14 protein-coding genes and 1 other RNA gene are annotated in these 21,540 nt (G+C 66.1%); 7 read left to right on the top strand and 8 right to left on the bottom strand.

Annotated features, from left to right (window positions below; genetic code table 11):
* Nucleotides 1-12: 12 nt before the first annotated feature.
* On the bottom strand, nt 13-2,073 hold the full coding sequence (dnaX, locus tag HMPREF2886_RS23605) for a DNA polymerase III subunit gamma/tau (protein WP_070748488.1): 2,061 nt from the start codon (nt 2,071-2,073) through the stop codon (nt 13-15).
* A gap of 36 nt (nt 2,074-2,109) precedes the next feature.
* On the opposite strand from dnaX, the gene HMPREF2886_RS23600 reads away from it, so the two are divergent.
* Nucleotides 2,110-2,976: a substrate-binding periplasmic protein gene (locus HMPREF2886_RS23600; protein WP_083318609.1), complete on the top strand. Its 867-nt coding sequence runs from the start codon at nt 2,110-2,112 to the stop codon at nt 2,974-2,976.
* 46 nt (nt 2,977-3,022) lie between these two features.
* On the opposite strand, the gene ffs is transcribed toward HMPREF2886_RS23600, so the two are convergent.
* The 6 genes from ffs to HMPREF2886_RS23570 all read right to left on the bottom strand — a co-directional run bounded on the left by ffs (nt 3,023) and on the right by HMPREF2886_RS23570 (nt 11,340).
* Nucleotides 3,023-3,119, bottom strand: an RNA gene (gene ffs, locus HMPREF2886_RS23595) — signal recognition particle sRNA small type.
* A gap of 110 nt (nt 3,120-3,229) precedes the next feature.
* A complete protein-coding gene (locus HMPREF2886_RS23590) occupies nt 3,230-3,607 on the bottom strand; it encodes a hypothetical protein (protein WP_003083354.1) in 378 nt (125 codons plus the stop codon).
* 45 nt (nt 3,608-3,652) lie between these two features.
* A complete protein-coding gene (gene ligA / locus HMPREF2886_RS23585) occupies nt 3,653-6,037 on the bottom strand; it encodes an NAD-dependent DNA ligase LigA (protein WP_033972725.1) in 2,385 nt (794 codons plus the stop codon).
* A 94-nt stretch (nt 6,038-6,131) separates the two neighbouring features.
* Nucleotides 6,132-7,001: a cell division protein ZipA gene (gene zipA, locus HMPREF2886_RS23580; RefSeq protein ID WP_003083352.1), complete on the bottom strand. Its 870-nt coding sequence runs from the start codon at nt 6,999-7,001 to the stop codon at nt 6,132-6,134.
* A gap of 165 nt (nt 7,002-7,166) precedes the next feature.
* Nucleotides 7,167-10,655, bottom strand: a complete 3,489-nt coding sequence (gene smc / locus HMPREF2886_RS23575) for a chromosome segregation protein SMC (protein WP_033976272.1) — start codon at nt 10,653-10,655, stop codon at nt 7,167-7,169.
* 25 nt (nt 10,656-10,680) lie between these two features.
* The gene (locus tag HMPREF2886_RS23570) at nt 10,681-11,340 is read right to left on the bottom strand and encodes a GntR family transcriptional regulator (RefSeq protein ID WP_003087224.1); all 660 of its coding nucleotides are present in this window, start codon (nt 11,338-11,340) and stop codon (nt 10,681-10,683) included.
* Between the two features lie 180 nt (nt 11,341-11,520).
* Between HMPREF2886_RS23570 and alkB2 the strand changes: the two genes are divergently transcribed.
* The 5 genes from alkB2 to guaD all read left to right on the top strand — a co-directional run bounded on the left by alkB2 (nt 11,521) and on the right by guaD (nt 18,960).
* Nucleotides 11,521-12,654, top strand: coding sequence for an alkane 1-monooxygenase AlkB2 (gene alkB2 / locus HMPREF2886_RS23565; RefSeq protein ID WP_003083349.1), 1,134 nt, complete (start codon nt 11,521-11,523; stop codon nt 12,652-12,654).
* Between the two features lie 220 nt (nt 12,655-12,874).
* Nucleotides 12,875-14,329, top strand: coding sequence for a xanthine dehydrogenase small subunit (gene xdhA, locus HMPREF2886_RS23560; protein WP_070748487.1), 1,455 nt, complete (start codon nt 12,875-12,877; stop codon nt 14,327-14,329).
* The gene (gene xdhB / locus HMPREF2886_RS23555; protein ID WP_033976270.1) at nt 14,322-16,721 is read left to right on the top strand and encodes a xanthine dehydrogenase molybdopterin binding subunit; all 2,400 of its coding nucleotides are present in this window, start codon (nt 14,322-14,324) and stop codon (nt 16,719-16,721) included. The genes xdhA and xdhB overlap by 8 nt, the downstream gene beginning before the upstream one ends.
* Nucleotides 16,722-16,747: 26 nt before the next feature.
* Nucleotides 16,748-17,587, top strand: coding sequence for a xanthine dehydrogenase accessory protein XdhC (xdhC, locus tag HMPREF2886_RS23550; RefSeq protein ID WP_033976269.1), 840 nt, complete (start codon nt 16,748-16,750; stop codon nt 17,585-17,587).
* A gap of 68 nt (nt 17,588-17,655) precedes the next feature.
* Nucleotides 17,656-18,960, top strand: a complete 1,305-nt coding sequence (gene guaD, locus HMPREF2886_RS23545; RefSeq protein WP_070748486.1) for a guanine deaminase — start codon at nt 17,656-17,658, stop codon at nt 18,958-18,960.
* 53 nt (nt 18,961-19,013) lie between these two features.
* On the opposite strand, the gene HMPREF2886_RS23540 is transcribed toward guaD, so the two are convergent.
* Nucleotides 19,014-19,793 (bottom strand): GntR family transcriptional regulator, encoded by a 780-nt coding sequence (locus HMPREF2886_RS23540; RefSeq protein WP_033972732.1) that lies wholly within the window; start codon nt 19,791-19,793, stop codon nt 19,014-19,016.
* Between the two features lie 374 nt (nt 19,794-20,167).
* Here HMPREF2886_RS23540 and HMPREF2886_RS23535 point away from each other — a divergent pair, with 374 nt between their 5' ends.
* Entirely contained in the window at nt 20,168-21,517 is a 1,350-nt protein-coding gene (locus tag HMPREF2886_RS23535) for an NCS2 family permease (RefSeq protein WP_003087209.1), read from the top strand.
* Nucleotides 21,518-21,540 lie beyond the last annotated feature (23 nt).

The following is a 21,540-nucleotide window of genomic DNA, read 5'->3' as shown; positions in this document are numbered from 1 at the left end:
GCCAAGCGCCGGTCAGGCCTTGGCTTCCAAAGGTTCGATGGTACCGTCACGGACCACCGCGGCGAACTGCTCGCGCAACTGCCGGACCAACGGGTCGGCATCGATCGATGCCTCGGCCGCCCGCTGGCGCTCGGCACGCCGGCGTGCCGCTGCCTGGGCCGGGGTCTCCTGCTCAGGCTTCTGCAGGGTCACCTCCAGTTTGAGGGTGCGCCCCAGGTGCTGGTTCAGCGCATCGTTCAGCCGCCGCTGCTGGGTGGCGTTGAACAGCGCGCTCTGGCCCGGATCGAGATGCAGGTGCCAGTGGTCGTCGTCGGCAGCTACCAGCGTACAGTTGGCACCGATGCTGGCGGTCAGGCCGCCGAGGCCGAGCCGCGGGAACAGCTCCAGCCACTCCGCGGCCAGGCCGGTGGCCGGCTTCGCCGCCGGCAGCGGCTCCTCCACCACGACCACGTCGGGCTCGGGCGCGGCATCCAGGTAGGCCAGGGTATCCATGTCGACTTCGTAGTAGTCGTCCGCGGGCGGTGGCTCGTCGTCCTGCTCGTCCTGCTCGTCCTGCTCGTCAGGTGCTACCGGCAACGCAGCCGGCAGGGCTTCCAGAACGGTTTCCACCACCGCCTCGACCGCCACTGCCGGAGGGGCCGAGGGAGCCTCCACGGCTAGCGGCTCGGGCTCGGGCTCGGGCTCGGGCTCGGGCTCGGCAGCGAGGCTAGGCGCCGGCTCTTCCCAGGGCAAGTCGACGACCTCTGCCGCGGCGGCGGGCTCTTCGACAACCGCTTCCGCGACGCGCGCCTCGACCGCCGCCGGCGGCGCGGATGGCGCTGCCGCCGGTGCAGCCGGGGGTTCGACGGGCGCAGCCACGGCAGACGCGGCAGCAACGGCAGCGACCGGCGCAGGCGAGGCCGCGCCGGCCACGGGGGAGTTGGCGGGATCAGTCGTGGCCTTGCTGATCCCCAGGTCCTTTAGCGGCGTCCTCGGCGCGCCGTCGGCGTCCGCCGGGCGGAACGCGAGCATCCGCAGCAACACCATCTCGAAGCCGCTACGCGGATCGGGCGCCAGCGGCAGGTCGCGACGGCCGATCAGGCCCATCTGGTAATAGAACTGTACGTCTTCCGCCGGCAACGCCTGGGCCAGGGCCAGCACCCGCTCGCGGTCACCCTGGCCGTTGTCGATCGCTTCCGGCAGGGCCTGGGCGATCGCGACGCGGTGCAGCACGTTGAGTATTTCGGCAAGCACGCCGCCCCAGTCCGGCCCCTGCTCGGCCAGGTGGCGCACCGCTTCGAGCAGGGCGCGCGCATCGCCCTCCAGCAAGGCCTGTAGCACGCCATAGACCTGGCCGTGATCGAGGGTACCGAGCATCGCCCGCACGTCTGCGGCCAGCACCTTGCCCTCGCCGAAGGCAATGGCCTGGTCGGTCAGGCTCATGGCGTCACGCATCGAGCCGTCGGCGGCGCGCCCGAGCAACCACAGGGCATCATCCTCGAAGGGCACGTTCTCGGCTCCGAGCACGTGGGTCAGGTGCTCGACCACCCGCTCCGGCGGCATGTTCTTCAGGGAGAACTGCAGGCAGCGCGAGAGGATGGTCACCGGCAACTTCTGCGGGTCGGTGGTGGCCAGCAGGAACTTGACGTGCGGCGGCGGCTCCTCGAGGGTCTTGAGCAGCGCATTGAAACTGTGCGACGAGAGCATGTGCACTTCGTCGATCAGGTAGACCTTGTAGCGCCCGCGGGTCGGCGAGTACTGCACGTTGTCGAGCAGCTCGCGGGTATCCTCGACCTTGGTCCGGCTCGCGGCGTCCACTTCGATCAGGTCGACGAAGCGGCCTTCGTCGATTTCGCGACAGACCGAGCATTCGCCGCACGGCGTGGAGCTGACCCCGGTCTCGCAGTTCAGGCACTTGGCCAGGATCCGCGCGATGGTGGTCTTGCCGACCCCGCGGGTACCGGTGAACAGGTAGGCATGGTGCAGCCGCTGGTTGTCCAGGGCGTTGATCAGAGCCTTGAGCACATGGGTCTGGCCGACCATTTCACGGAAGGAACGGGGACGCCATTTACGCGCAAGAACTTGATAACTCATCGAAAACCGTCACAGAAGGGAAGCACAAGTCGGCCAATGCTAGCGCAATTTACCCCTTCTGCGCTCGCCGACTTGGCAAACTGCGTGCTAAGAATTCCCCTGGCCCTTCCGCAGCCCTCGTCGGTGGCAATGACTCTACCTTCCCTGACTTCGTTCATGCCTCATTTCGGCGCACCTGCGCTGCTCCTGCTGCAGTTGCTCGCGGCCCTGCCAGCGGCCGCCGCGGAAGACGACGCGAGGCCATTGCGTTTCTCGGTGATGGAAAGCTGGAGCATGCCGCTGGTCCGCCTGGAACGGGGCCAGCCGATCGACGGCATCGTCTACGACATCACCCGCTCTCTGGCCCGGCAGGTCGGCCGCAAGGCACTCTACCACCCCTACCCGCGCGGGCGCATCGAGCAGGCGATGAACGCTGGCGAAATCGATGTCCGCTGCTACATCAGCCCCGCCTGGCTCAGCCACGACTTCCCCGGCTATCGCTGGAGCGTCGCGCTGCTGGTACAACGCGACATCCTGGTCGCCCGCGAAGGCTTCGCGCCGATTCCCGAGGCGCTGCCGGCCCAGCGTATCGGTACCGTCCTCGGCTACAGCTATCCCCGCTTGCAAGCGCTGTTCGACATCGGCCGACTGCGCCGCGACGATGCGCGCACCCAGGATCTGGTGCTGGAAAAACTGCGCGCCGGCCGCTACCGCTACGCGGTCAGCCATCAACTGTCGCTGCACTGGAGCAACCGCCAGGCGCCGGGGCAACCGCCACTCCAGGAAGCCGCGCAGCTCGAGGAGACGGCGGTGGGCTGCCTGGTGCGGGACTCCGCAGAGGTTCCGGTGGAAGCGATACTGAAGACGTTCGAGGAAATGAAACGCAGCGGAGAGATCGAGGAGATACTGCAGCGCTACCGATAAGAGCGGCGGCGGCGTGCGGAAAATAGCGGGCCTGAAATGGAGGCGGCCCCGCCAGCCACACCCCGGCACACGATGTTCCCGCTGTGGCTGCTTCCTTCCGGACCTGACCAGGTTGACGGGTAATCGTTGCGGGGGGACCGACAGGGCCACCATTGCAGCCTACCCTCGGGTAGGCCGCGCCATTCTACCGGCTTGCGCGTAAGTTACAACCACTTCAAGCACTTACGTTTGCAATCCATTTCGCGAAAGCGGTTCATTGCTGCTGGATCAGACCCTCCGGCGGCGGCTGGGTCGATACGCTCAGCTCGGTATCGACATACAGGTCCAGGGTGCCCCAGCCCGGCTTGGTGCTGAACGACGCATACTTCTCCTCACCGCGATGGAAGGAGAAGGCGATCCGGTAATCGCTGCCGCCGAACAGCTTCACCGGAAACTCGCGGACCTGGCCGGGCCGGATCTCCCCGGAGAAGGTTTCCACGCCCTGCTCCTTGTAGCTGTAGGCGATCGGTGCCGAAGCCTGGCCACTGTAATGCAGCAGGATGCGCGGCCGCTCGCTCCAACCCACGTAGGCGCCGAACAGCACCACCAATGCGAGCACGCCCAGCAACCGCTGCTTTCTTGCCTTGTCCATCGTTCACTCCAGTCTTCGGAAATCTTTCGCAGCAGCGCCGCCCCTTCAGCGGGCGACGCCGTACTCGTCGAACAGTTTCAGCAGGCCGTCTTCGTCGAGCACCTTCACGCCCAGCTCGTTGGCCTTGGCCAGCTTCGAGCCGGCGCCGGGCCCGGCGACCACGCAGTGGGTCTTGGCCGACACCGAGCCGGCCACCTTGGCGCCGAGCCCTTCCAGCTTGTCCTTGGCCACGTCCCGGCTCATCGCCTCCAAGGTGCCGGTCAGCACCCAGGTCTGCCCGGCCAGAGGCAGGCCTTCGACCGCCTTGCGCTCGCTCTGCCAATGCATGCCGAACTCACGTAACTGCGCCTCGATGGCCAGGGCACGCTGCACGTTGGCCGGCTCGTCGAAGAAATCGCGCAGGCTTTTCGCCGCTCGCTCGGGCAGACGCTCCACCTGGCGAAGATCGAGCCAGTCGGCGCGGATGATGCCGTCGAGCGAACCGAAGCGGCTGGCCAGCTTTTCCGCGCCGGTGGCGGCGATGAAGGGAATGTTCAGCTTGTCGATGAAACCGGCCAGCGAGGCACAGGCGGCGAACTCCGCGGCGACCTCGCCCTCTTCCTGCAACTGCACGCCATGTTCGGTATCGCGCAACTGGGCGATCACCTGGCGGTTGTGCTCGTCGGCGAAGAAGTTGTGGATCTCGTAGGCCACCTCGGCGCCGACGTCCGGCAGGTAGGTCAACACTTCCGGCAGCGCCTCGCCGATCCGCTCGAGCGAACCCAGCGAGCGCGCCAGCAGCTTGGCGGTTTCCTCGCCGACGTCGGGAATCCCCAGGGCGAAGATGAAGCGCGCCAGCGAAGGCTTGCGGCTGTCGGCGATGGCCGCCAGCAGGTTGTTGGTGGACAGCTCGGCGAACCCTTCCAGCTCGAACACCTGTTCATAGGTCAGGGTATAGAGATCCGCCGGCGAGGCGACCAGCCCGCGATCCACCAGTTGCTCGACGATCTTGTCGCCAAGACCGTCGATGTCCATTGCCCGGCGCGATACGAAATGGATGATCGCCTGCTTCAACTGCGCCTGACAGGAGAGGCGGCCGACGCAGCGATAGATGGCGCCCTCGCTGATCGACTCCTTGCCCTTGCTGCGCTTGACCAACTGGGTGCGCTCCACGGCCGAGCCGCAGACCGGGCAATGCTCGGGCACCTCGATCGCCTGCGCATCCGCCGGGCGGCGCTCGAGCACCACCTGCATGACCTGCGGAATCACATCGCCGGCGCGGCGGATCACCACCGTATCGCCGATGCGCAGGCCCAGGCGGGCGACTTCATCCATGTTGTGCAGGGTCGCATTGGACACCGTGACGCCGGCCACCTGCACCGGCTTGAGGCGTGCCACCGGGGTCACGGCGCCGGTGCGGCCGACCTGGAACTCGACGCCCAGCAGCTCGGTCAGCTCCTCGCGCGCGGGGAACTTGTGGGCGATCGCCCAGCGCGGCTCGCGCGCGCGGAAGCCCAGTTCGCGCTGGAAGGCGATGCGGTTGACCTTGAACACCACGCCGTCGATCTCGTAGGCCAGCGCATCGCGTCGGCGACCGATGTCGTCGTAGTAGTCGCGGCAGGCCTGGGCGCCCTTGACCAGGCGCAGCTCGCGACTGATGGGGATACCCCAGCCGCGGAACGCTTCGAGGATGCCCACCTGGGTGTCCGGCAACGTCCCGCTGACCTGGCCGAAGCCGTAGGCACAGAACTCCAGCGGGCGACTGGCGGTGATCTTCGAATCCAGCTGGCGCAGGCTGCCGGCCGCCGCGTTGCGCGGGTTGGCGAAGGTCTTGCCGCCGGTTTCCACGGCCTTGGCGTTGAGCGCCTCGAAACCGGCCTTGGACATGAACACCTCGCCGCGCACTTCGAGGATCTCCGGCCAGCCTTCGCCGTGCAGCTTCAGCGGTACGTTGCGAATGGTGCGTACGTTGCTGGTGATGTCCTCGCCGGTGCTGCCATCGCCGCGGGTGGCGCCGCGCACCAGTTGGCCGCGTTCGTAGAGCAGGCTGACGGCCAGACCGTCCAGCTTCGGCTCGCAACTGTACTCGACCTCCGCGCCACCGCCGAGCAGGTCGCCGCCAGGCAACAGGTCGGCCAGCCCTTCGCGTACGCGGCGGTCGAAGTCCAGCAGGTCCTGCTCCTCGAAGGCGTTGCCGAGGCTGAGCATGGGGATCTCATGGCGCACTTCGCCGAACGCCGAGGCCGGCGTGCCGCTGACCCGCTGGGTCGGCGAGTCGGGCGTCAGCAGTTGCGGGTACTCGGTCTCCAGCGCCTGCAACTCGCGGAACAGGCGATCGTATTCGGCGTCGGGAATGCTCGGTTCGTCGAGCACGTAGTAACGGTAGTTGTGGGTGTCCAGTTCGGTTCGCAGTTGCGCGATGCGTTCGGCGGCAGCCTGGGTGTCGGTCATGGTGGGAGTCCGTGAAACGAAAAGAGCAGCCTTGGCTGCTCTATAGAGTAAGTAGTTCGCCCCTCTCCCGTACGAGAAAGGGGCTGTGGCCGGATCAGCGCTTCTGCATCAGGCTGCGACGCTCATGGTCGATGATGCGCTGGCGGTAGTGCTCGATGGTCTGGGCGGTCAGCACGCTGCGCTGCTCGTCCTTCAGCTCGCCGTTCAGCTCGTGGGCCAGCTTGCGCGCGGCGGCGACCATCACGTCGAAAGCCTGCTTCGGATGGCGCGGCCCCGGCAGGCCGAGGAAGAAGCTCACGGCGCGGGTGCTGAAGTTGTCGATGTCGTCCAGGTCGAAAGTGCCCGGCTTCACCGCATTGGCCATGGAGAACAGGATCTCGCCATTGCCGGCCATGCTTTCGTGGCGATGGAAGATGTCCATGTCGCCGAAGCGCAAGCCGCTCTCGAGGATGTTCTGCAGCAATGCCGGCCCCTTGAAGCCGCTCTCGTCGCGGGCGATGACGTTGATGATCAGCACCTCGTCGACCGGGGCAGGTTCGGCGGCGACCGCTGGAGCTTTTTCCCGCTCTTTCTCCTTGCGTCCCTTCGACTTGCCCTTGCGCGGCTCCACCGTCTCGGCGGCATCGCTCGGGTCCGCCTCCAGGGCCAGCCCCTCGTCGAGGTCCAGATCGCCCTGGCGCGGCTCTTCCTGGCGCTTGCCGCCCTTGCGCTCCTTGGCTTCGCGGGCGCTGACACTGGGCAGGTCCTGTTCATCGAAGGACGGCTCGCGATGCTCGACCACGCGCGCCGGCCCCAGCAGTTCAGCCGAGTCGCCGTCGTCGTCCGGCAGATTGGCGAAACTGCGGTCGAGCTTGAACTTCAACTTGCCCTTGCCGCCCCGCATCCGCCGCCAACCGTCGAAGAGAATGCCGGCGATCACGATAAGCCCGATAACGATAAGCCATTCGCGCAGACCGATATCCATGTAATTCCGTAGCCCCTAGTGAAAATGGTGAATAAAAAAATGAAAAAAGGACGTCCTGTCCCTTGAAACGTGGAGCCAACCTTGTTCTGACAGAACTTTCCCACGCGATACAAAAAGTGGCCATTAAACTAACATGCCCATGCACAAGTTTACACTGCCTGACACTCAGGCTTCAGCCAATGCGACCGCCTCTTCCACGTCAACTGCAACAAGCCGTGAACAGCCCGGCTCATGCATGGTCACGCCCATCAACTGATCGGCCATTTCCATGGCGATCTTGTTGTGGGTGATATAGATGAACTGCACCTTTTCCGACATCTCCTTCACCAATCGCGCATAACGTCCGACGTTGGCATCGTCCAATGGCGCATCGACTTCGTCGAGCATGCAGAACGGCGCCGGGTTCAACTGGAAGATGGCGAATACCAGCGCCAGCGCGGTCAGCGCCTTTTCCCCGCCGGACAACAAGTGAATGGTGCTGTTCTTCTTGCCCGGCGGGCGCGCCATGATCGCCACACCGGTATCGAGTAGATCTTCGCCGGTAAGTTCCAGATATGCCGTACCGCCGCCGAATACCTTCGGGAACAATGCCTGAAGGCCAGCATTGATCTGGTCGAAGGTTTCCTTGAAACGATTGCGGGTTTCCCGGTCGATCTTGCGGATGACGTTTTCCAGCGTCTCCAGCGCTTCGGCCAGGTCGTCGTTCTGCGAGTCCAGGTAGCGCTTGCGCTCGGACTGCTGTTGGTACTCCTCGATCGCCGCCAGGTTGATCGGCCCCAGACGCTGGATGCGCGCCGCGAGACTTTCGAGACGCTCCTCCCATTCGCGTTCGCTGGCATCCAGGGGCAGGTTGGCCAGTACCGTGTGCAGGTCGTAGCCGTCTTCGGCGAGCTGCTCCTGCAAGGCCTTGCGCCGCACCACCAGCCCCTGCCACTCCAGGCGCTGCTGCTCCAGTTGGCCACGCAGCAGTTGCGATTGCTGCTCGGCCTGGCCACGGCGCTTCTCCACCTCGCGCAGTTCGCGATCGGCGTCTTCCAGGGCCAGCCGCGCCTGCTTGAGTTCGTCCTCGACGGCCATCCGTCGCTCCAGCAACTCCTCGAGCTTCATGCGCAGCTCTTCCAGCGGCGCCGCCCCCTCCTCCAGATTGAGGTTGAGCTGTTCGCAACGCTCGTTGAGGCGCGCCGACTGCTGGTCGAGGCGCTCCAGGGCCTGCTGGGTGGAATTGTGCTGCGCCTTCAGCGAGCCGACCCGCACCGCCAGTTGGTGCGCATGGTCCTTGTGGGTACGGGCATCCTGGCGAATCCGGTCGAGCCGTTCGCGCAGGGCGTCACGCTCCGCCAGCAGGGTTTCCCGGCGCTCGGTGTCCAGCGCCATGCTATCCAGCGCTTCCTGCAGGGTCAGGCGCGCCTCGCTCAGTTGCTCCTGTTCCAGCGCGCGCTGCTCGGCCAGTTCCGCCACTTCTTCGTCGAGACGGCGGCGACGCAGTACCAGTTGCTCGACCTTGGCCTGCTGCGCGGACAACTGCGCCTTCAGCTCGCCGTGCCGGCGGCCCTCCTCCTGGACCTGGCGCCGCACCTGCTCGCGCGCGCCTTCCAGCTCGCGTTGCTCGTCGCGGGCCGCCGCCAGACGCTCCTCGCCTTCGGCGACGCAGGTTTCCAGGGCCTCGCGCCGTTCCTGCAACGCCTCCAGTTCCTGGGCGCGGGCGAGCATGCCGCCCTGGGCCTCGTCGCTGCGCCGGACCCGCAGGAAGTGCCGGCCGACCCAGTAGCCATCGCGACTGATCAGGCTCTCGCCGTCGTCCAGGGCGCCGCGCTGGGCGAGCGCCTGCTCCAGGGTCTCCACCGGTTTCACCCGGGCCAGCCAGGGACTCAGGTCGGCGTCGGCGCGGACCTTGTCCAGCAGCGAACCGGCCGCCGTCGCGGCTCCGCGAGCGGGGCTGAGCAGACGCAGCTCGCCCTTGCCGAAGCCGGCCAGGGCGAGCCCGTCGAAGCCGTCCAGCAAGACCGCCTGCAGATCCGCGCCGAGCACGGTCTCCACCGCCAGTTCCCAACCCGGCTCGACGCGCAAGCCTTCGGCGAGGCGCGGACGTTGTTCCAGGCCCTGCTCGCGCAACCACTCCAAGGCGCCCTGTCCGGGGTCGAGAGCGGCCTGCTGCAGGGCCTCCAGCGAAGCGATGCGACCGTTCAGGCGCTGCAACTCGCCCTGCGCCTGGTGCTGTTCGGCGGCCAGTTGCTGCAATTCCTGGCGCAATTGTTCGAGTCGCTCGGCTTGGCCCTGCTCCTGCAATTGCAGTTCTTCCAGGGCCAGTTCGGCGATCGCCACCTGTTCGTTGAGTTCGAGGATCGCCGCGTCCTCGGGGTCGGCCGCCAACTGGCCACGCTCGTCCTGCAGGCGCCGCTCGCGATCCTGCAGGCGCTCCAGGCTCTGCTCCAGGTGCTGGATGCGCGACTGCTGCACCTCGGCCTGGCGGCGGGGTTCGGCGCTCTGCTGGTTGAAAGCGTCCCACTGCTGCTGCCAGGCCTGCATGCCCTGTTCGGCCTGTTCCAGGGCGATGCCCGCTTCTTCCGCGGCAGCCGCGCTGAGTTCCTGTTCCGGTGCGAGCATGGCCATTTCCTCGGCCAGGGTCGCCAGCAAGGTGCGGTCGTGCCCGAGGTGCGATTCGGTTTCCTGGCGGGTCCGTTCGGCTTCGCGCAAGTCGTCCTGCAACTGGCGCTGGCGCTGTTGGCCATGCTGGATGCTCTGCTCGACCCGGGCGATGTCGCCGCCGACCGAATAGAAGCGTGCCTGCACCTGGTTGAAGCGCTCGGACAACTCGTGATGGCCGTCGCGCAGCCGTTCGATGCCGGCATCGGCACCGCGCTGCTCGGCCACCAGGGCCTCGAAGGCGATCTCCTGGTCGCCGATGACCCGCTCGCGCTGACCGACCTGCTCGTTCAGGTCGCGCCAGCGCACGGCACCCAGTTGGGCCTTGAGCTGGCGCTCCTCGGCCTTGTGTTCCTGGTATTTTTCCGCCGACTGGGCCTGCCGGTGCAGGCGTTCCAGTTGCCGCCCCAGCTCTTCGCGCAGGTCGGTGAGGCGTGCCAGGTTTTCCTGGGTCCGACGGATGCGGCTTTCGGTTTCGCGGCGGCGCTCCTTGTACTTGGAAATGCCCGCGGCTTCCTCGATGAAGTTGCGCAGGTCTTCCGGACGCGCCTCGATCAGCTTGGAGATCATGCCCTGTTCGATGATCGAGTAGCTGCGCGGCCCCAGGCCGGTGCCGAGGAAGATGTCGGTGATGTCGCGCCGCCGGCACTTGGTGCCGTTGAGGAAATAGGTGTTCTGCCCGTCCCGCGAGACCCGCCGGCGAATGGAAATCTCGGCGTACTGGGCGTATTCGCCCACCAGTGTGGTCTCGGCGTTGTCGAAGATCAGCTCGATGCTCGCCTGGCTCACCGGCTTGCGGGTATTCGAACCGTTGAAGATGACATCGGTCATCGACTCGCCGCGCAGGTTCTTCGCCGAGCTTTCGCCCATCACCCAGCGCACCGCGTCGATGATGTTCGACTTGCCGCAGCCGTTCGGCCCTACCACTGCCGCCATGTTGCTGGGGAAGTTCACCGTGGTCGGATCGACGAAGGACTTGAACCCCGCCAGCTTGATGCTCTTCAGGCGCATGCGTGCGCTCCCGCCAGGGTCGCCATCAGCGTTCGGCGAGCGCGGCCAGCACCAGCTGGCAGTTGTGGCGGCCGTATTCCAGCAGGACCTCACGGATCCTCGCCTCGTCACGGGCGATCACCGCTTGCAGGAGCTGGGCGAAACTGCCGAGGAACTGGTTCATTTCCGCCTTGCGCCGCTCCAGCGCCAGGTGGTATGCGCGACTCACCGCCGGCAGCAGGTTTTCGACGGTCTCCTGCAGGTAGGGATTGTTCGCGAAAGGAAAGGCCGCGCGCATGATGTCGAAGCTGGCCTCGACGAAGCCGTCGATATCGCTTTGCGCCAGGTTGTTCAGCAGGCGCTGCTGGATAGCCAGGAACGGTGCCAGCTCGGCTTCGCTGCGCCAGCGCCGGGCGACGCTTTCCGCCAGCAGGATGTAGAGCTGCACGATCAGCGCGTAGAGGCTTTCCACATGTTGCGGGGACAGTTCGGACACCTGGGCGCCGCGGCGCGGCAGGATATTCACCAGGTGGCGGCGTTCGAGAATCAGCAGCGCCTCGCGGACCGAGCCGCGACTGACGTTGAGGGTCTGGGTGACCTTCTGCTCCTGGATACGTTCCCGTTCCTTGAGTTCTCCCCGGATGATGCGTTCCGCGAGGTGGTGGGCGATCTGCTCTGCCAGGCTGTCCGGGGCCTTGAACGTCATGGTGATCCTTTTATCCAGGGTCGCGTTTTCCGGGGGTATATGGATGGGAAGTGTAACACAGGGCGTTACCCCGCCGGCTTCCCGGCGAAGCGGCGGACAGAACGAAGGTTGGGATGGGGCAGGCCGGCCAAGGGAGGACAATTGTCAGACAATCTAACAAGATAAATACGAGGACTCCCCATGTTTGCCTCGCTTTCCTCTGCCTGGATGCTGCGTCTGAAAAAGTACGGCTACTGGATCTGGCTGATCGCGGTGCTCGGCATTCCGCTCAGTTACTGGTGGTCGCTCGGTAGCGACTATCCCAACGCCTGGCCCTGGCTGGTGATCAGCGTGGTGTTCGGGCTGATCCCGATCCTCGATGCCATCGTCGGCCGCGACCCGGCCAACCCCGAGGAAGCCAGCGAAGTGCCGGAGATGGAAGCGCAGGGCTACTACCGCGTGCTGTCCCTGGCCACCGTCCCGCTGTTGCTGGGCATGCTCGTCTGGTCCGGCTGGATCCTCGCCCACGAGACCCGCTGGGACTGGGTCGGCCAACTGGGCTGGATCCTGTCGGTGGGCACCGTGATGGGCGCCATCGGCATCACCGTCTCCCACGAACTGATCCACAAGGACCCGCAACTGGAACAGAACGCCGGTGGCCTGCTGCTGGCGGCGGTGTGCTATGCCGGCTTCAAGGTCGAACACGTGCGCGGCCACCATGTACACGTCTCGACCCCGGAAGATGCCTCGTCCTCACGCTACGGCCAGAGCCTCTACTCGTTCCTCCCGCACGCCTACAAGCACAACTTCCTCAACGCCTGGCGTCTGGAGGCCGAGCGTCTGAAGCGCAAGGGCCTGCCGGCCCTGCACTGGCGCAACGAGCTGATCTGGTGGTACGCCATCAGCGCCCTCTTCCTGCTCGGCTTCAGCCTGGCCTTCGGCTGGCTGGGAGCGATCTTCTTCCTCGGCCAGTCGGTGATGGCCTTCACCCTGCTGGAGATCGTCAACTACGTCGAGCACTACGGCCTGCATCGGCGGCGCCTGGACAACGGTCGCTACGAACGCACCACGCCGGAACACTCGTGGAACAGCAATTTCCTCCTGACCAACCTGTTCCTTTTCCACCTGCAGCGCCATTCCGACCACCATGCCTACGCCAAGCGCCGCTACCAGGTGCTGCGCCACTACGACAGCAGCCCGCAACTGCCCAACGGCTACGCCGGGATGATCGTCCTCGCCCTGTTCCCGCCGCTCTGGCGCGCGGTGATGGACCCGAAGGTGCGCGCCTACTATGCCGGCGAGGAATACCAGCTCACCGATACCCAGCGCATCTGAGCGTCCCGCCCCTGGGAAACGGCACCTTCGGGTGCCGTTTTCGTTTATGGGGAAACTGACTGACCTACAGGTCAAAAAATTATTTGACTCAAAAGTCAGTTTTTTCTAGATTCGCCTCCATAGCTCCTACCGTGGAGCCCTGTGCGGAAACCGCCCCACTCCGGCCGGTTCTCCTGCAAGGCCTAGAATTCAATAACAAGAACCCGCCTGGAGGCACGCCTTGATCAGGTTCCTGCTCAACCGGGAGATCCGCGTCGAAGAACGCCTGGACCCCAATCTCACCGTCCTCGACTACCTGCGCCGGCACCTCGGCAAGACCGGCACCAAGGAAGGCTGCGCTTCCGGCGATTGCGGCGCCTGCACCGTGGTGGTCGGCGAACTGGTCACCGGCGAGGATGGTGCCGAACGCATCCGCTATCGCAGCCTGAACGCCTGCCTGACCTTCGTTTCCGCCCTTCACGGCAAGCAATTGATCACCGTCGAGGATCTCAAGCACCAGGACCGCCTGCACGACGTGCAGCAGGCGATGGTCGACTGCCATGGCTCGCAGTGCGGGTTCTGCACGCCGGGCTTCGTCATGTCGCTGTTCGCCCTGCAGAAGAACAGCGCCGGCGCCGATCCGGCCAAGGCCCACGAGGCGCTCGCCGGCAACCTCTGCCGCTGCACCGGCTACCGGCCGATCCTCGACGCCGCCGAGCAGGCCTGCTGCCACAGGCGCGCAGACCAGTTCGACGCCCGGGAAGCCGCCACCATCGAGCAATTGCGCGCCATCGCTCCGCGCGAAACCGCCGAGCTGAACAGCGGTGACCGGCGCTGCCTGCTACCGCTCACCGTCGCCGACCTGGCCGACCTCTACGGCGCCAACCCGCAGGCACGCCTGCTGGCCGGCGGCACCGACCTGGCGCTGGAGGTCACCCAGTTCCATCGCGAACTGCCGGTGATGATCTATGTCGGCCACATCCGCGAAATGAAACGCATCGAAGTGGGCGCCAACTGCCTGGAAATCGGCGCCGCCACCCCGCTGACCGACTGTTACCAAGCGCTGGCCGCGGACTACCCGGACTTCGGCGAGTTGCTGCAACGTTTCGCGTCCCTGCAGATCCGCAATCAGGGCACCCTCGGCGGCAATATCGGCAACGCCTCGCCGATCGGCGACGCCCCGCCGCTGCTGATCGCCCTCGGCGCGAAGATCGTCCTGCGCCGCGGCGAACGGCGCCGCGAGCTGCCGCTGGAGGAGTACTTCCTCGACTACAAGGTCACCGCCCGCGAAGAAGGCGAGTTCATCGAGAAGATCCTCGTCCCGCGTGCCCGGCCCGGCCAGGCGTTCAAGGCCTACAAGGTCTCCAAGCGCATCGACGACGATATTTCCGCGGTCTGCGCCGCCGTCAGCCTCGACCTGGAAGACGGCCGGATCGCCCGCGCCAGGGTCGCCTTCGGCGGCATGGCGGCGACTCCCAAGCGCGCCGCCGCCTGCGAAGCGGCGCTGCAAGGCGCACGCCTGGAAGCCGCCAGCTTCGAACGCGCCGCCACCGCCCTGGCGAACGACTTCACCCCGCTCAGCGACTTCCGCGCGAGCAAGGAATATCGCCTGCTGACCGCGCAGAACCTGCTGCGCAAATGCTTCCTGGAGCTGCACGCTCCCGCCGTCGAAACCCGGGTGACCGCCTATGTCTAACCATCGCAAGCCGCACAAGAGCCAGGAAGAGTTGGCCGACCTGTTCCGCGCCGAACTGGCCACCGGAGTCGGCCGCAACGTCAAGCACGAAAGCGCCCCCAAGCACGTCAGCGGCGAGGCGATCTACATCGACGATCGCCTGGAGTTTCCCAACCAGTTGCACGTCTATGCGCGCCTGAGCGAGCGCGCCCACGCCCGCATCACCCGCCTCGACGTGACGCCCTGCTACCAGTTCCCCGGCGTCGCCATCGCCCTCACCGCCGCCGACGTTCCCGGCCAGCTCGACATCGGCCCGGTGGTGGCCGGCGACCCGCTGCTGGCCGATGGCAAGGTGGAGTATGTCGGACAGATGGTCCTGGCGGTCGCCGCCGACAGCCTGGAAACCGCGCGCAAGGCGGCCATGGCGGCGATCGTCGAGTACGAAGACCTGGAACCGGTGCTCGACGTGGTCGAGGCCCTGCGCAAGCGCCACTTCGTCCTCGACAGCCACCAGCACCGCATCGGCGATTCCGCCGCCGCGCTGGCCGGTGCGCCGCATCGTCTGCAAGGCACGCTGCACATCGGTGGCCAGGAGCATTTCTACCTGGAGACGCAGATTTCCTCGGTAATGCCCAGCGAAGACGGCGGCATGATCGTCTATTGCTCGACGCAGAACCCCACCGAAGTGCAGAAGCTGGTAGCCGAGGTCCTCGGGGTTTCCTTCAACCGTATCGTCATCGACATGCGCCGCATGGGCGGCGGCTTCGGCGGCAAGGAAACCCAGGCCGCGGCGCCGGCCTGCCTGTGCGCGGTGGTCGCCTACCACACCGGGCGTCCGGCGAAGATGCGCCTGCCGCGCATGGAGGACATGCAGATCACCGGCAAGCGTCACCCGTTCTACGTCGAATACGACGTCGGCTTCGACGACGATGGCCGCCTGCACGGCATCCAGATCGACCTGGCCGGCAATTGCGGCTATTCGCCGGACCTCTCCGGGTCGATCGTCGACCGCGCCATGTTCCACTCGGACAACGCCTACTTCCTCGGCAACGCCACCATCAACGGCCACCGTTGCAAGACCAACACCGCCTCGAACACCGCCTACCGCGGTTTCGGCGGCCCCCAGGGAATGCTCGCCATCGAGGAGATCATGGACGCCGTGGCCCGCAGTCTCGGCAAGGACCCGCTGGAGGTGCGCAAGCTCAACTACTACGGCAAGGACGAGCGCAACGTCACCCATTACCACCAGACCGTCGAGCACAACCTGTTGGCGGAGATGACCGCCGAGCTGGAAGCGAGCAGCGAGTACGCCCGCCGCCGCGAGGAAATCCGTGCCTTCAATGCCGCCAGCCCGGTCCTGAAGAAAGGCCTGGCGCTGACCCCGGTGAAGTTCGGCATTTCGTTCACCGCGACCTTCCTCAACCAGGCAGGTGCGCTGATCCACATCTATACCGACGGCAGCATCCACCTCAACCATGGCGGCACCGAGATGGGCCAGGGCCTCAATACCAAGGTCGCCCAGGTGGTCGCCGAGGTCTTCCAGGTCGACGTGGAGCGCATCCAGATCACCGCCACCAATACCGACAAGGTACCCAACACCTCGCCCACCGCCGCCTCCTCGGGCACCGACCTGAACGGCAAGGCCGCGCAGAATGCCGCCGAAACCATCAAGCGGCGCCTGGTGGAGTTCGCCGCGCGGCACTGGAAGGTCAGCGAGGAAGACGTCGAGTTCCGCAACAACCAGGTGCGTATCCGCGAGCTGATCCTGCCGTTCGAGGAACTGGTCCAGCAGGCCTACTTCGGCCAGGTCTCGTTGTCCAGCACCGGCTTCTACCGCACGCCGAAGATCTTCTACGACCGCGAGCAGGCCCGTGGCCGGCCCTTCTATTATTTTGCCTACGGCGCCGCCTGCTCGGAGGTGATAGTCGATACCCTCACCGGCGAATACCGCATGCTGCGCACCGACATCCTGCACGACGTCGGCGATTCGCTGAACCCTGCCATCGACATCGGCCAGGTCGAAGGCGGCTTCGTCCAGGGCATGGGCTGGCTGACCATGGAGGAACTGGTCTGGAACGCCAAGGGCAAGCTGGTGACCAGCGGCCCGGCCAGCTACAAGATTCCCGCCGTCGCCGACATGCCGCTGGACCTGCGGGTGAAACTGCTGGAGAACCGCAAGAATCCGGAGCAGACCGTGTTCCATTCCAAGGCCGTGGGCGAGCCGCCGTTCATGCTCGGCATCTCGGTCTGGTGTGCGATCAAGGACGCCGTGGCCAGCCTTGCCGACTACCGCGCGCAACCCGCCATCGACGCGCCGGCGACACCCGAGCGGGTGCTCTGGGGCGTGGAACAGATGCGCCGGTTGAAGACCGCCCAGGCGCAAGCGGCGGACGCCGCGGTCGAGCCGGCCTGAACCGCCGCGATCGGGAGGATGACGAGATGAACTGGATCAGCGCCCTGGCCGAGTTGCAGCGTAGCGGCGAACCTTGCGTCCTGGTGACCATCATCGAGGAGCGCGGCTCGACCCCGCGCAACGCCGGCTCGAAGATGGTGGTCAGCGCCGAGCGGCTCTACGACACCATCGGCGGCGGCCACCTGGAATACAGGGCCCAGGCCATTGCCCGGGAAATGCTCGCCGCGCGGACCCAGGACACCCGCCTGGAGCGCTTCAGCCTGGGCGCCAGTCTCGGCCAGTGCTGCGGCGGCGCCACGGTGCTGCTGTTCGAGCCGATGGGCCAGCCGCAGGCACACATCGCCGTGTTCGGCGCGGGCCACGTCGGTCGCGCCCTGGTACCCTTGCTCGCCAGCCTGCCCTGCCGGGTGCGCTGGATCGATTCGCGGGAACACGAATTTCCCGCGCTCCTGCCCGACGGCGTGGAGAAAGTGGTGAACGACGAAGTGCTCGACGAGGTCGAGCGGATGCCGCCCGGCAGCCACTTCATCGTCATGACCCACAATCACCCGCTGGACCTGGAGCTTACCGCGGCGATCCTGGCGCGCAACGACTTCGCCTACTTCGGCCTGATCGGCTCGAAGACCAAGCGCGTCAAGTTCGAGCACCGCCTGCGCGAACGTGGCGTCGACGCCGAACGCCTGCAACGGATGCGCTGCCCGATGGGCCTGGATCAGGTGAAAGGCAAGCTGCCGGCGGAGATCGCCATCTCCATCGCCGGCGAGGTGATCGCCACCTACAACGCCGCCTTCGGCCTGGAACGCAAGCAGGGGCCGTCGAGCGTCACCCGGCTGACCCCGGAGTCGCGCCGCGCCCAGGAATCCTGAGCGGCCCCGCTCCCCCGCGTCCGCCGCCCGGCGGCGGACCTCCCACGAACCCTTTTTTCGAGACTGCCATGACCCGCAACGCCAAAGCCTACCGCGCCGCCATCCTGCACAGCATCGCCGACCCCGCGGAGGTCGGCGTCGAACGTTCCTACGAATACTTCGAGGACGGCCTGTTGCTGGTGGAGGACGGCAAGGTCGCTCGCCTCGGTGACGCCGAAGCCCTGCTCGGCGAGATCGGCGACGTCGAGGTCTTCGAGTACCGCGACGCGCTGATCACCCCCGGCTTCATCGATACCCACATCCATTTCCCGCAGACCGGGATGATCGCCTCCTACGGCGAACAACTGCTGGACTGGCTGAACACCTATACCTTCCCCACCGAGCGCCAATTCGGTGACCAGGCCCATGCCGACCAGGTCGCCGAGATCTTCCTGCAGGAACTGCTGCGCAACGGCACCACCACCGCGCTGGTCTTCGGCAGCGTGCACCGGCAGTCGGTGGAATCGCTGTTCGAGGCTGCCCGGCGCCTGGACCTGCGCCTGATCGCCGGCAAGGTGATGATGGACCGCAACGCGCCGGATTACCTGACCGACACCGCCGAGAGCAGCTACCGCGACAGCAAGGCGCTGATCGAGCGCTGGCATGGCCAGGGCCGCCTGCTCTACGCGGTGACCCCGCGCTTCGCCCCGACCAGCACCGCGGAACAGCTGGACATGGCCGCGCGGCTGCTACGCGAGCATCCCGGCGTATACCTGCACACCCACCTGTCGGAGAACCTCAAGGAAATCGAGTGGGTAAAGGAGCTGTTCCCCGAGCGCAGCGGCTACCTGGACGTCTACGACCACCACGGCCTGCTCGGGCCGCGCTCGGTGTTCGCCCATGGCGTACACCTGTGCGACGGCGAATGCCAGCGCCTGGCGGAGACTGGCTCGGCGGTGGCGTTCTGCCCGACCTCCAACCTGTTCCTCGGCAGCGGTCTGTTCGACCTGCCGAAGCTGGAGCGCTACAAGGTCAAGGTCGGCCTCGGCACCGATGTCGGCGCCGGCACCAGTTTCTCCCAGTTGCAGTCCCTGAACGAGGCGTACAAGGTCATGCAGTTGCAGGGCGCCCGCCTCGATCCGTTCAAGTCGCTCTACCTCGCCACCCTCGGCGGCGCCCACGCGCTGGAGCTGGACGACCGGATCGGCAGCTTCGCCGCCGGCAACGAGGCGGACTTCGTGGTCCTCGACTACCACGCCACCCCGCTGCTCTCCTACCGCCTGAGCCAGGCCGGCAGCCTGGCCGAACGGCTGTTCGCGCTGACCATCCTCGGCGACGACCGCACGGTGAAGGAAACCTTCGCCGCCGGTCGCTCGGTGCATCGCCGCGACTGACTCCCGGCGGAAACGAAAAAGCCCCGCATCGCGGGGCTTTTCCATGCTTCGGATCAGGCCGCCGAGTCGCTGTCGGCCTTGGCCCGGCGTGGCTTCTTCTTGCCACCGAGGAGGTGCGAGAACACCGCGTGCAGGTCGCCGGAAGCGTTGTCGCTCTCCAGGTTGAGCTTGCTGTCGATGTGCTCCATGTGGTGCATCATCAGGGTCACCGCGCGCTCCTTGTCGCCCTTCTCGATGGCGTCGAGGATCTCGTTGTGCTCGTCGAACGAGCAGTGCGAGCGACCGCCGCTTTCGTACTGGGCGATGATCAGCGAGGTCTGCGACACCAGGCTGCGCTGAAAACTCACCAGGGGAGCGTTGCGCGCCATCTCGGCGAGCTTCAGGTGGAACTCGCCGGACAGGCGGATGCCGGCGCCCCGGTCGCCACGGGCGAAGCTGGATTGTTCCTGCACCACCATCTCGCGCAACTCGGCCAGGCGCTCGGCGGTGGCGTTGTCGGTGGCCAGTTCGGTGATGGCGCGCTCGACGGTGCGGCGGGCGAAAAGGATCTGCCGGGCCTCGTCGATGCTCGGGCTGGCGACCACCGCGCCGCGGTTCGGCCGTAACAGCACCACCTGCTCGTGGGCCAGGCGCGAGAGGGCGCGGCGAATGATGGTGCGGCTGACACCGAATATCTCGCCGAGCGCTTCCTCGCTCAGCTTGGTGCCGGGGGCCAGGCGTTGTTCGAGGATGGCGTCGAAGATGTGGGCGTAGACGATCTCGTCCTGGGTACCGCTGCGGGCAGCCTTGCCGCTGCGCGGCGGCTTCCTGATGTGTTGCAACTGATCGGTCATCGGTCTCGAACCTTGTGCGTCCGGCGTGTGGCCTGGGCTGATCCTCGCTCACGGGCGTGGGTGAGGCACGCCGGCGGCTGATAGCGAAATAGTGTACACAAGCAGCGGCATCCGGCGCACCACCCCTTTCCGCCCCTCGTGCCGAACGCGCGGCAGCGCCCGGAAGAGCGCGTGACGGAAAGCTGATAAAAATGTGGCGAAACACCCTCAAACATTCTTTGACCTTTTTGTATACAAAGGCATAATCGCTCGCACGAGTTCTTGACCCCAAGGTCAGAAAATCGTGCCCTCACATCACCTTCGAGCCGCGTCAGGGACCTGGTAACCAACCGGCCCGCAGGACCTAACAACAAGAGCGATGAGGAGTACCTGCTGTGGAAAGCACCAAACAAGAAGAACAAGGGATCTACGCTGCGACACCGCCCGCCACCGGCCTGCTCGAACGCCTGTTCAAGCTCCGCCAGCATGGTACGACGGTCCGGACCGAGCTGGCGGCCGGGCTGACCACCTTCATCACCATGGCCTACATCATCTTCGTCAATCCCAACATCATGGCCGACGCCGGCATCGACCACGGCGCGGCGTTCGTCGCCACGTGCCTGGCGGCCGCCCTCGGCTGCTTCCTGATGGGCCTGTACGCCAACTGGCCGGTGGGCCTGGCGCCGGGAATGGGACTGAACGCCTTCTTCACCTACACCGTGGTCGGCACCATGGGTTACAGCTGGCAGATCGCCCTCGGCGCGGTGTTCATCTCCGGGGTGATGTTCATGCTGCTGACCTTCTCCCGGGTCCGCGAATGGCTGCTCAACAGCATCCCCCGCAGCCTCAGGTTCGCCATGGGTGCGGGTGTCGGCCTGTTCCTCGGCCTGATCGGCCTGAAGACCGCCGGCATCGTGGTGGCCAGCCCGGCGACCCTGATCAAGCTCGGCCACCTCACCTCGCCCGGCCCGCTGCTGGCGGCACTGTGCTTCCTGATGATCGCCGTGCTCGAGTACCGCCGGGTGTTCGGCGGCATCCTCATCAGCATCCTCAGCGTCACCCTGGTCGGCTGGGCCCTCGGCCTGGTGCAGTACGGCGGGGTGTTCTCGGCGCCGCCGAGCCTGGCGCCGACCTTCCTGGCGATGGACATCGCCGGCGCGTTCAACGTCACCATGATCAGCGTGATCCTGGCCTTCCTCTTCGTGCACATGTTCGATACCGCCGGCACTCTCATGGGCGTCGCCCAGCGCGCGCACCTGGTGAAGGAGGACGGGCGCATCGAGAACCTGTCGAAGGCGATGAAGGCCGACAGCGCCTCCAGCGTGTTCGGCGGCATGCTCGGCGTCCCGCCGGTGACCAGTTACGTGGAAAGCGCCGCGGGCGTGGCCGCCGGCGGACGTACCGGACTTACCGCGGTGGTGGTCGGCGTGCTGTTCGTCGCCGCGATGTTCTTCGCCCCGCTGGCCGGGATGATCCCCGCCTTCGCCACCGCCGGCGCGTTGATCTACGTGGCCATGCTGATGATGGGCGGGATGGCGCATATCGACTGGGACGAGCACACCGAGACCATCCCGGCGATCGTCACGGTGATCATGATGCCGCTGACCTTCTCGGTGGCCGACGGTATCGCCCTGGGCTTCATCACCTACGTCGCGATGAAGGTCCTCACCGGCAAGCACCGCGAAGTCTCGGCCAGCCTCTATGCCTTGTTCGTGATCTTCGTCGCCAAGTTCATCTTCCTCTGACCCGCCCGGATGGCGGATGGCTG

It is taken from the genome of Pseudomonas sp. HMSC066A08, from assembly GCF_001813025.1.
Taxonomy (GTDB): domain Bacteria; phylum Pseudomonadota; class Gammaproteobacteria; order Pseudomonadales; family Pseudomonadaceae; genus Pseudomonas; species Pseudomonas aeruginosa.
Note: the sequence above shows the minus strand (reverse complement) of the source record. Positions and strands in the feature narration are given on the sequence as shown.

Bases quoted from the DNA above. Each gene is read 5' to 3' on its own strand.
- dnaX (WP_070748488.1), bottom strand. From the start codon at position 2,073: ATGAGTTATCAAGTTCTTGCGCGTAAATGGCGTCCCCGTTCCTTCCGT.
- HMPREF2886_RS23590 (WP_003083354.1), bottom strand. From the start codon at position 3,607: ATGGACAAGGCAAGAAAGCAGCGGTTGCTGGGCGTGCTCGCATTGGTG.
- HMPREF2886_RS23600 (WP_083318609.1), top strand. From the start codon at position 2,110: ATGCTAGCGCAATTTACCCCTTCTGCGCTCGCCGACTTGGCAAACTGC.
- guaD (WP_070748486.1), top strand. From the start codon at position 17,656: ATGACCCGCAACGCCAAAGCCTACCGCGCCGCCATCCTGCACAGCATC.
- zipA (WP_003083352.1), bottom strand. From the start codon at position 7,001: ATGGATATCGGTCTGCGCGAATGGCTTATCGTTATCGGGCTTATCGTG.
- HMPREF2886_RS23540 (WP_033972732.1), bottom strand. From the start codon at position 19,793: ATGACCGATCAGTTGCAACACATCAGGAAGCCGCCGCGCAGCGGCAAG.
- xdhB (WP_033976270.1), top strand. From the start codon at position 14,322: ATGTCTAACCATCGCAAGCCGCACAAGAGCCAGGAAGAGTTGGCCGAC.
- xdhC (WP_033976269.1), top strand. From the start codon at position 16,748: ATGAACTGGATCAGCGCCCTGGCCGAGTTGCAGCGTAGCGGCGAACCT.
- alkB2 (WP_003083349.1), top strand. From the start codon at position 11,521: ATGTTTGCCTCGCTTTCCTCTGCCTGGATGCTGCGTCTGAAAAAGTAC.
- ligA (WP_033972725.1), bottom strand. From the start codon at position 6,037: ATGACCGACACCCAGGCTGCCGCCGAACGCATCGCGCAACTGCGAACC.
- smc (WP_033976272.1), bottom strand. From the start codon at position 10,655: ATGCGCCTGAAGAGCATCAAGCTGGCGGGGTTCAAGTCCTTCGTCGAT.
- HMPREF2886_RS23570 (WP_003087224.1), bottom strand. From the start codon at position 11,340: ATGACGTTCAAGGCCCCGGACAGCCTGGCAGAGCAGATCGCCCACCAC.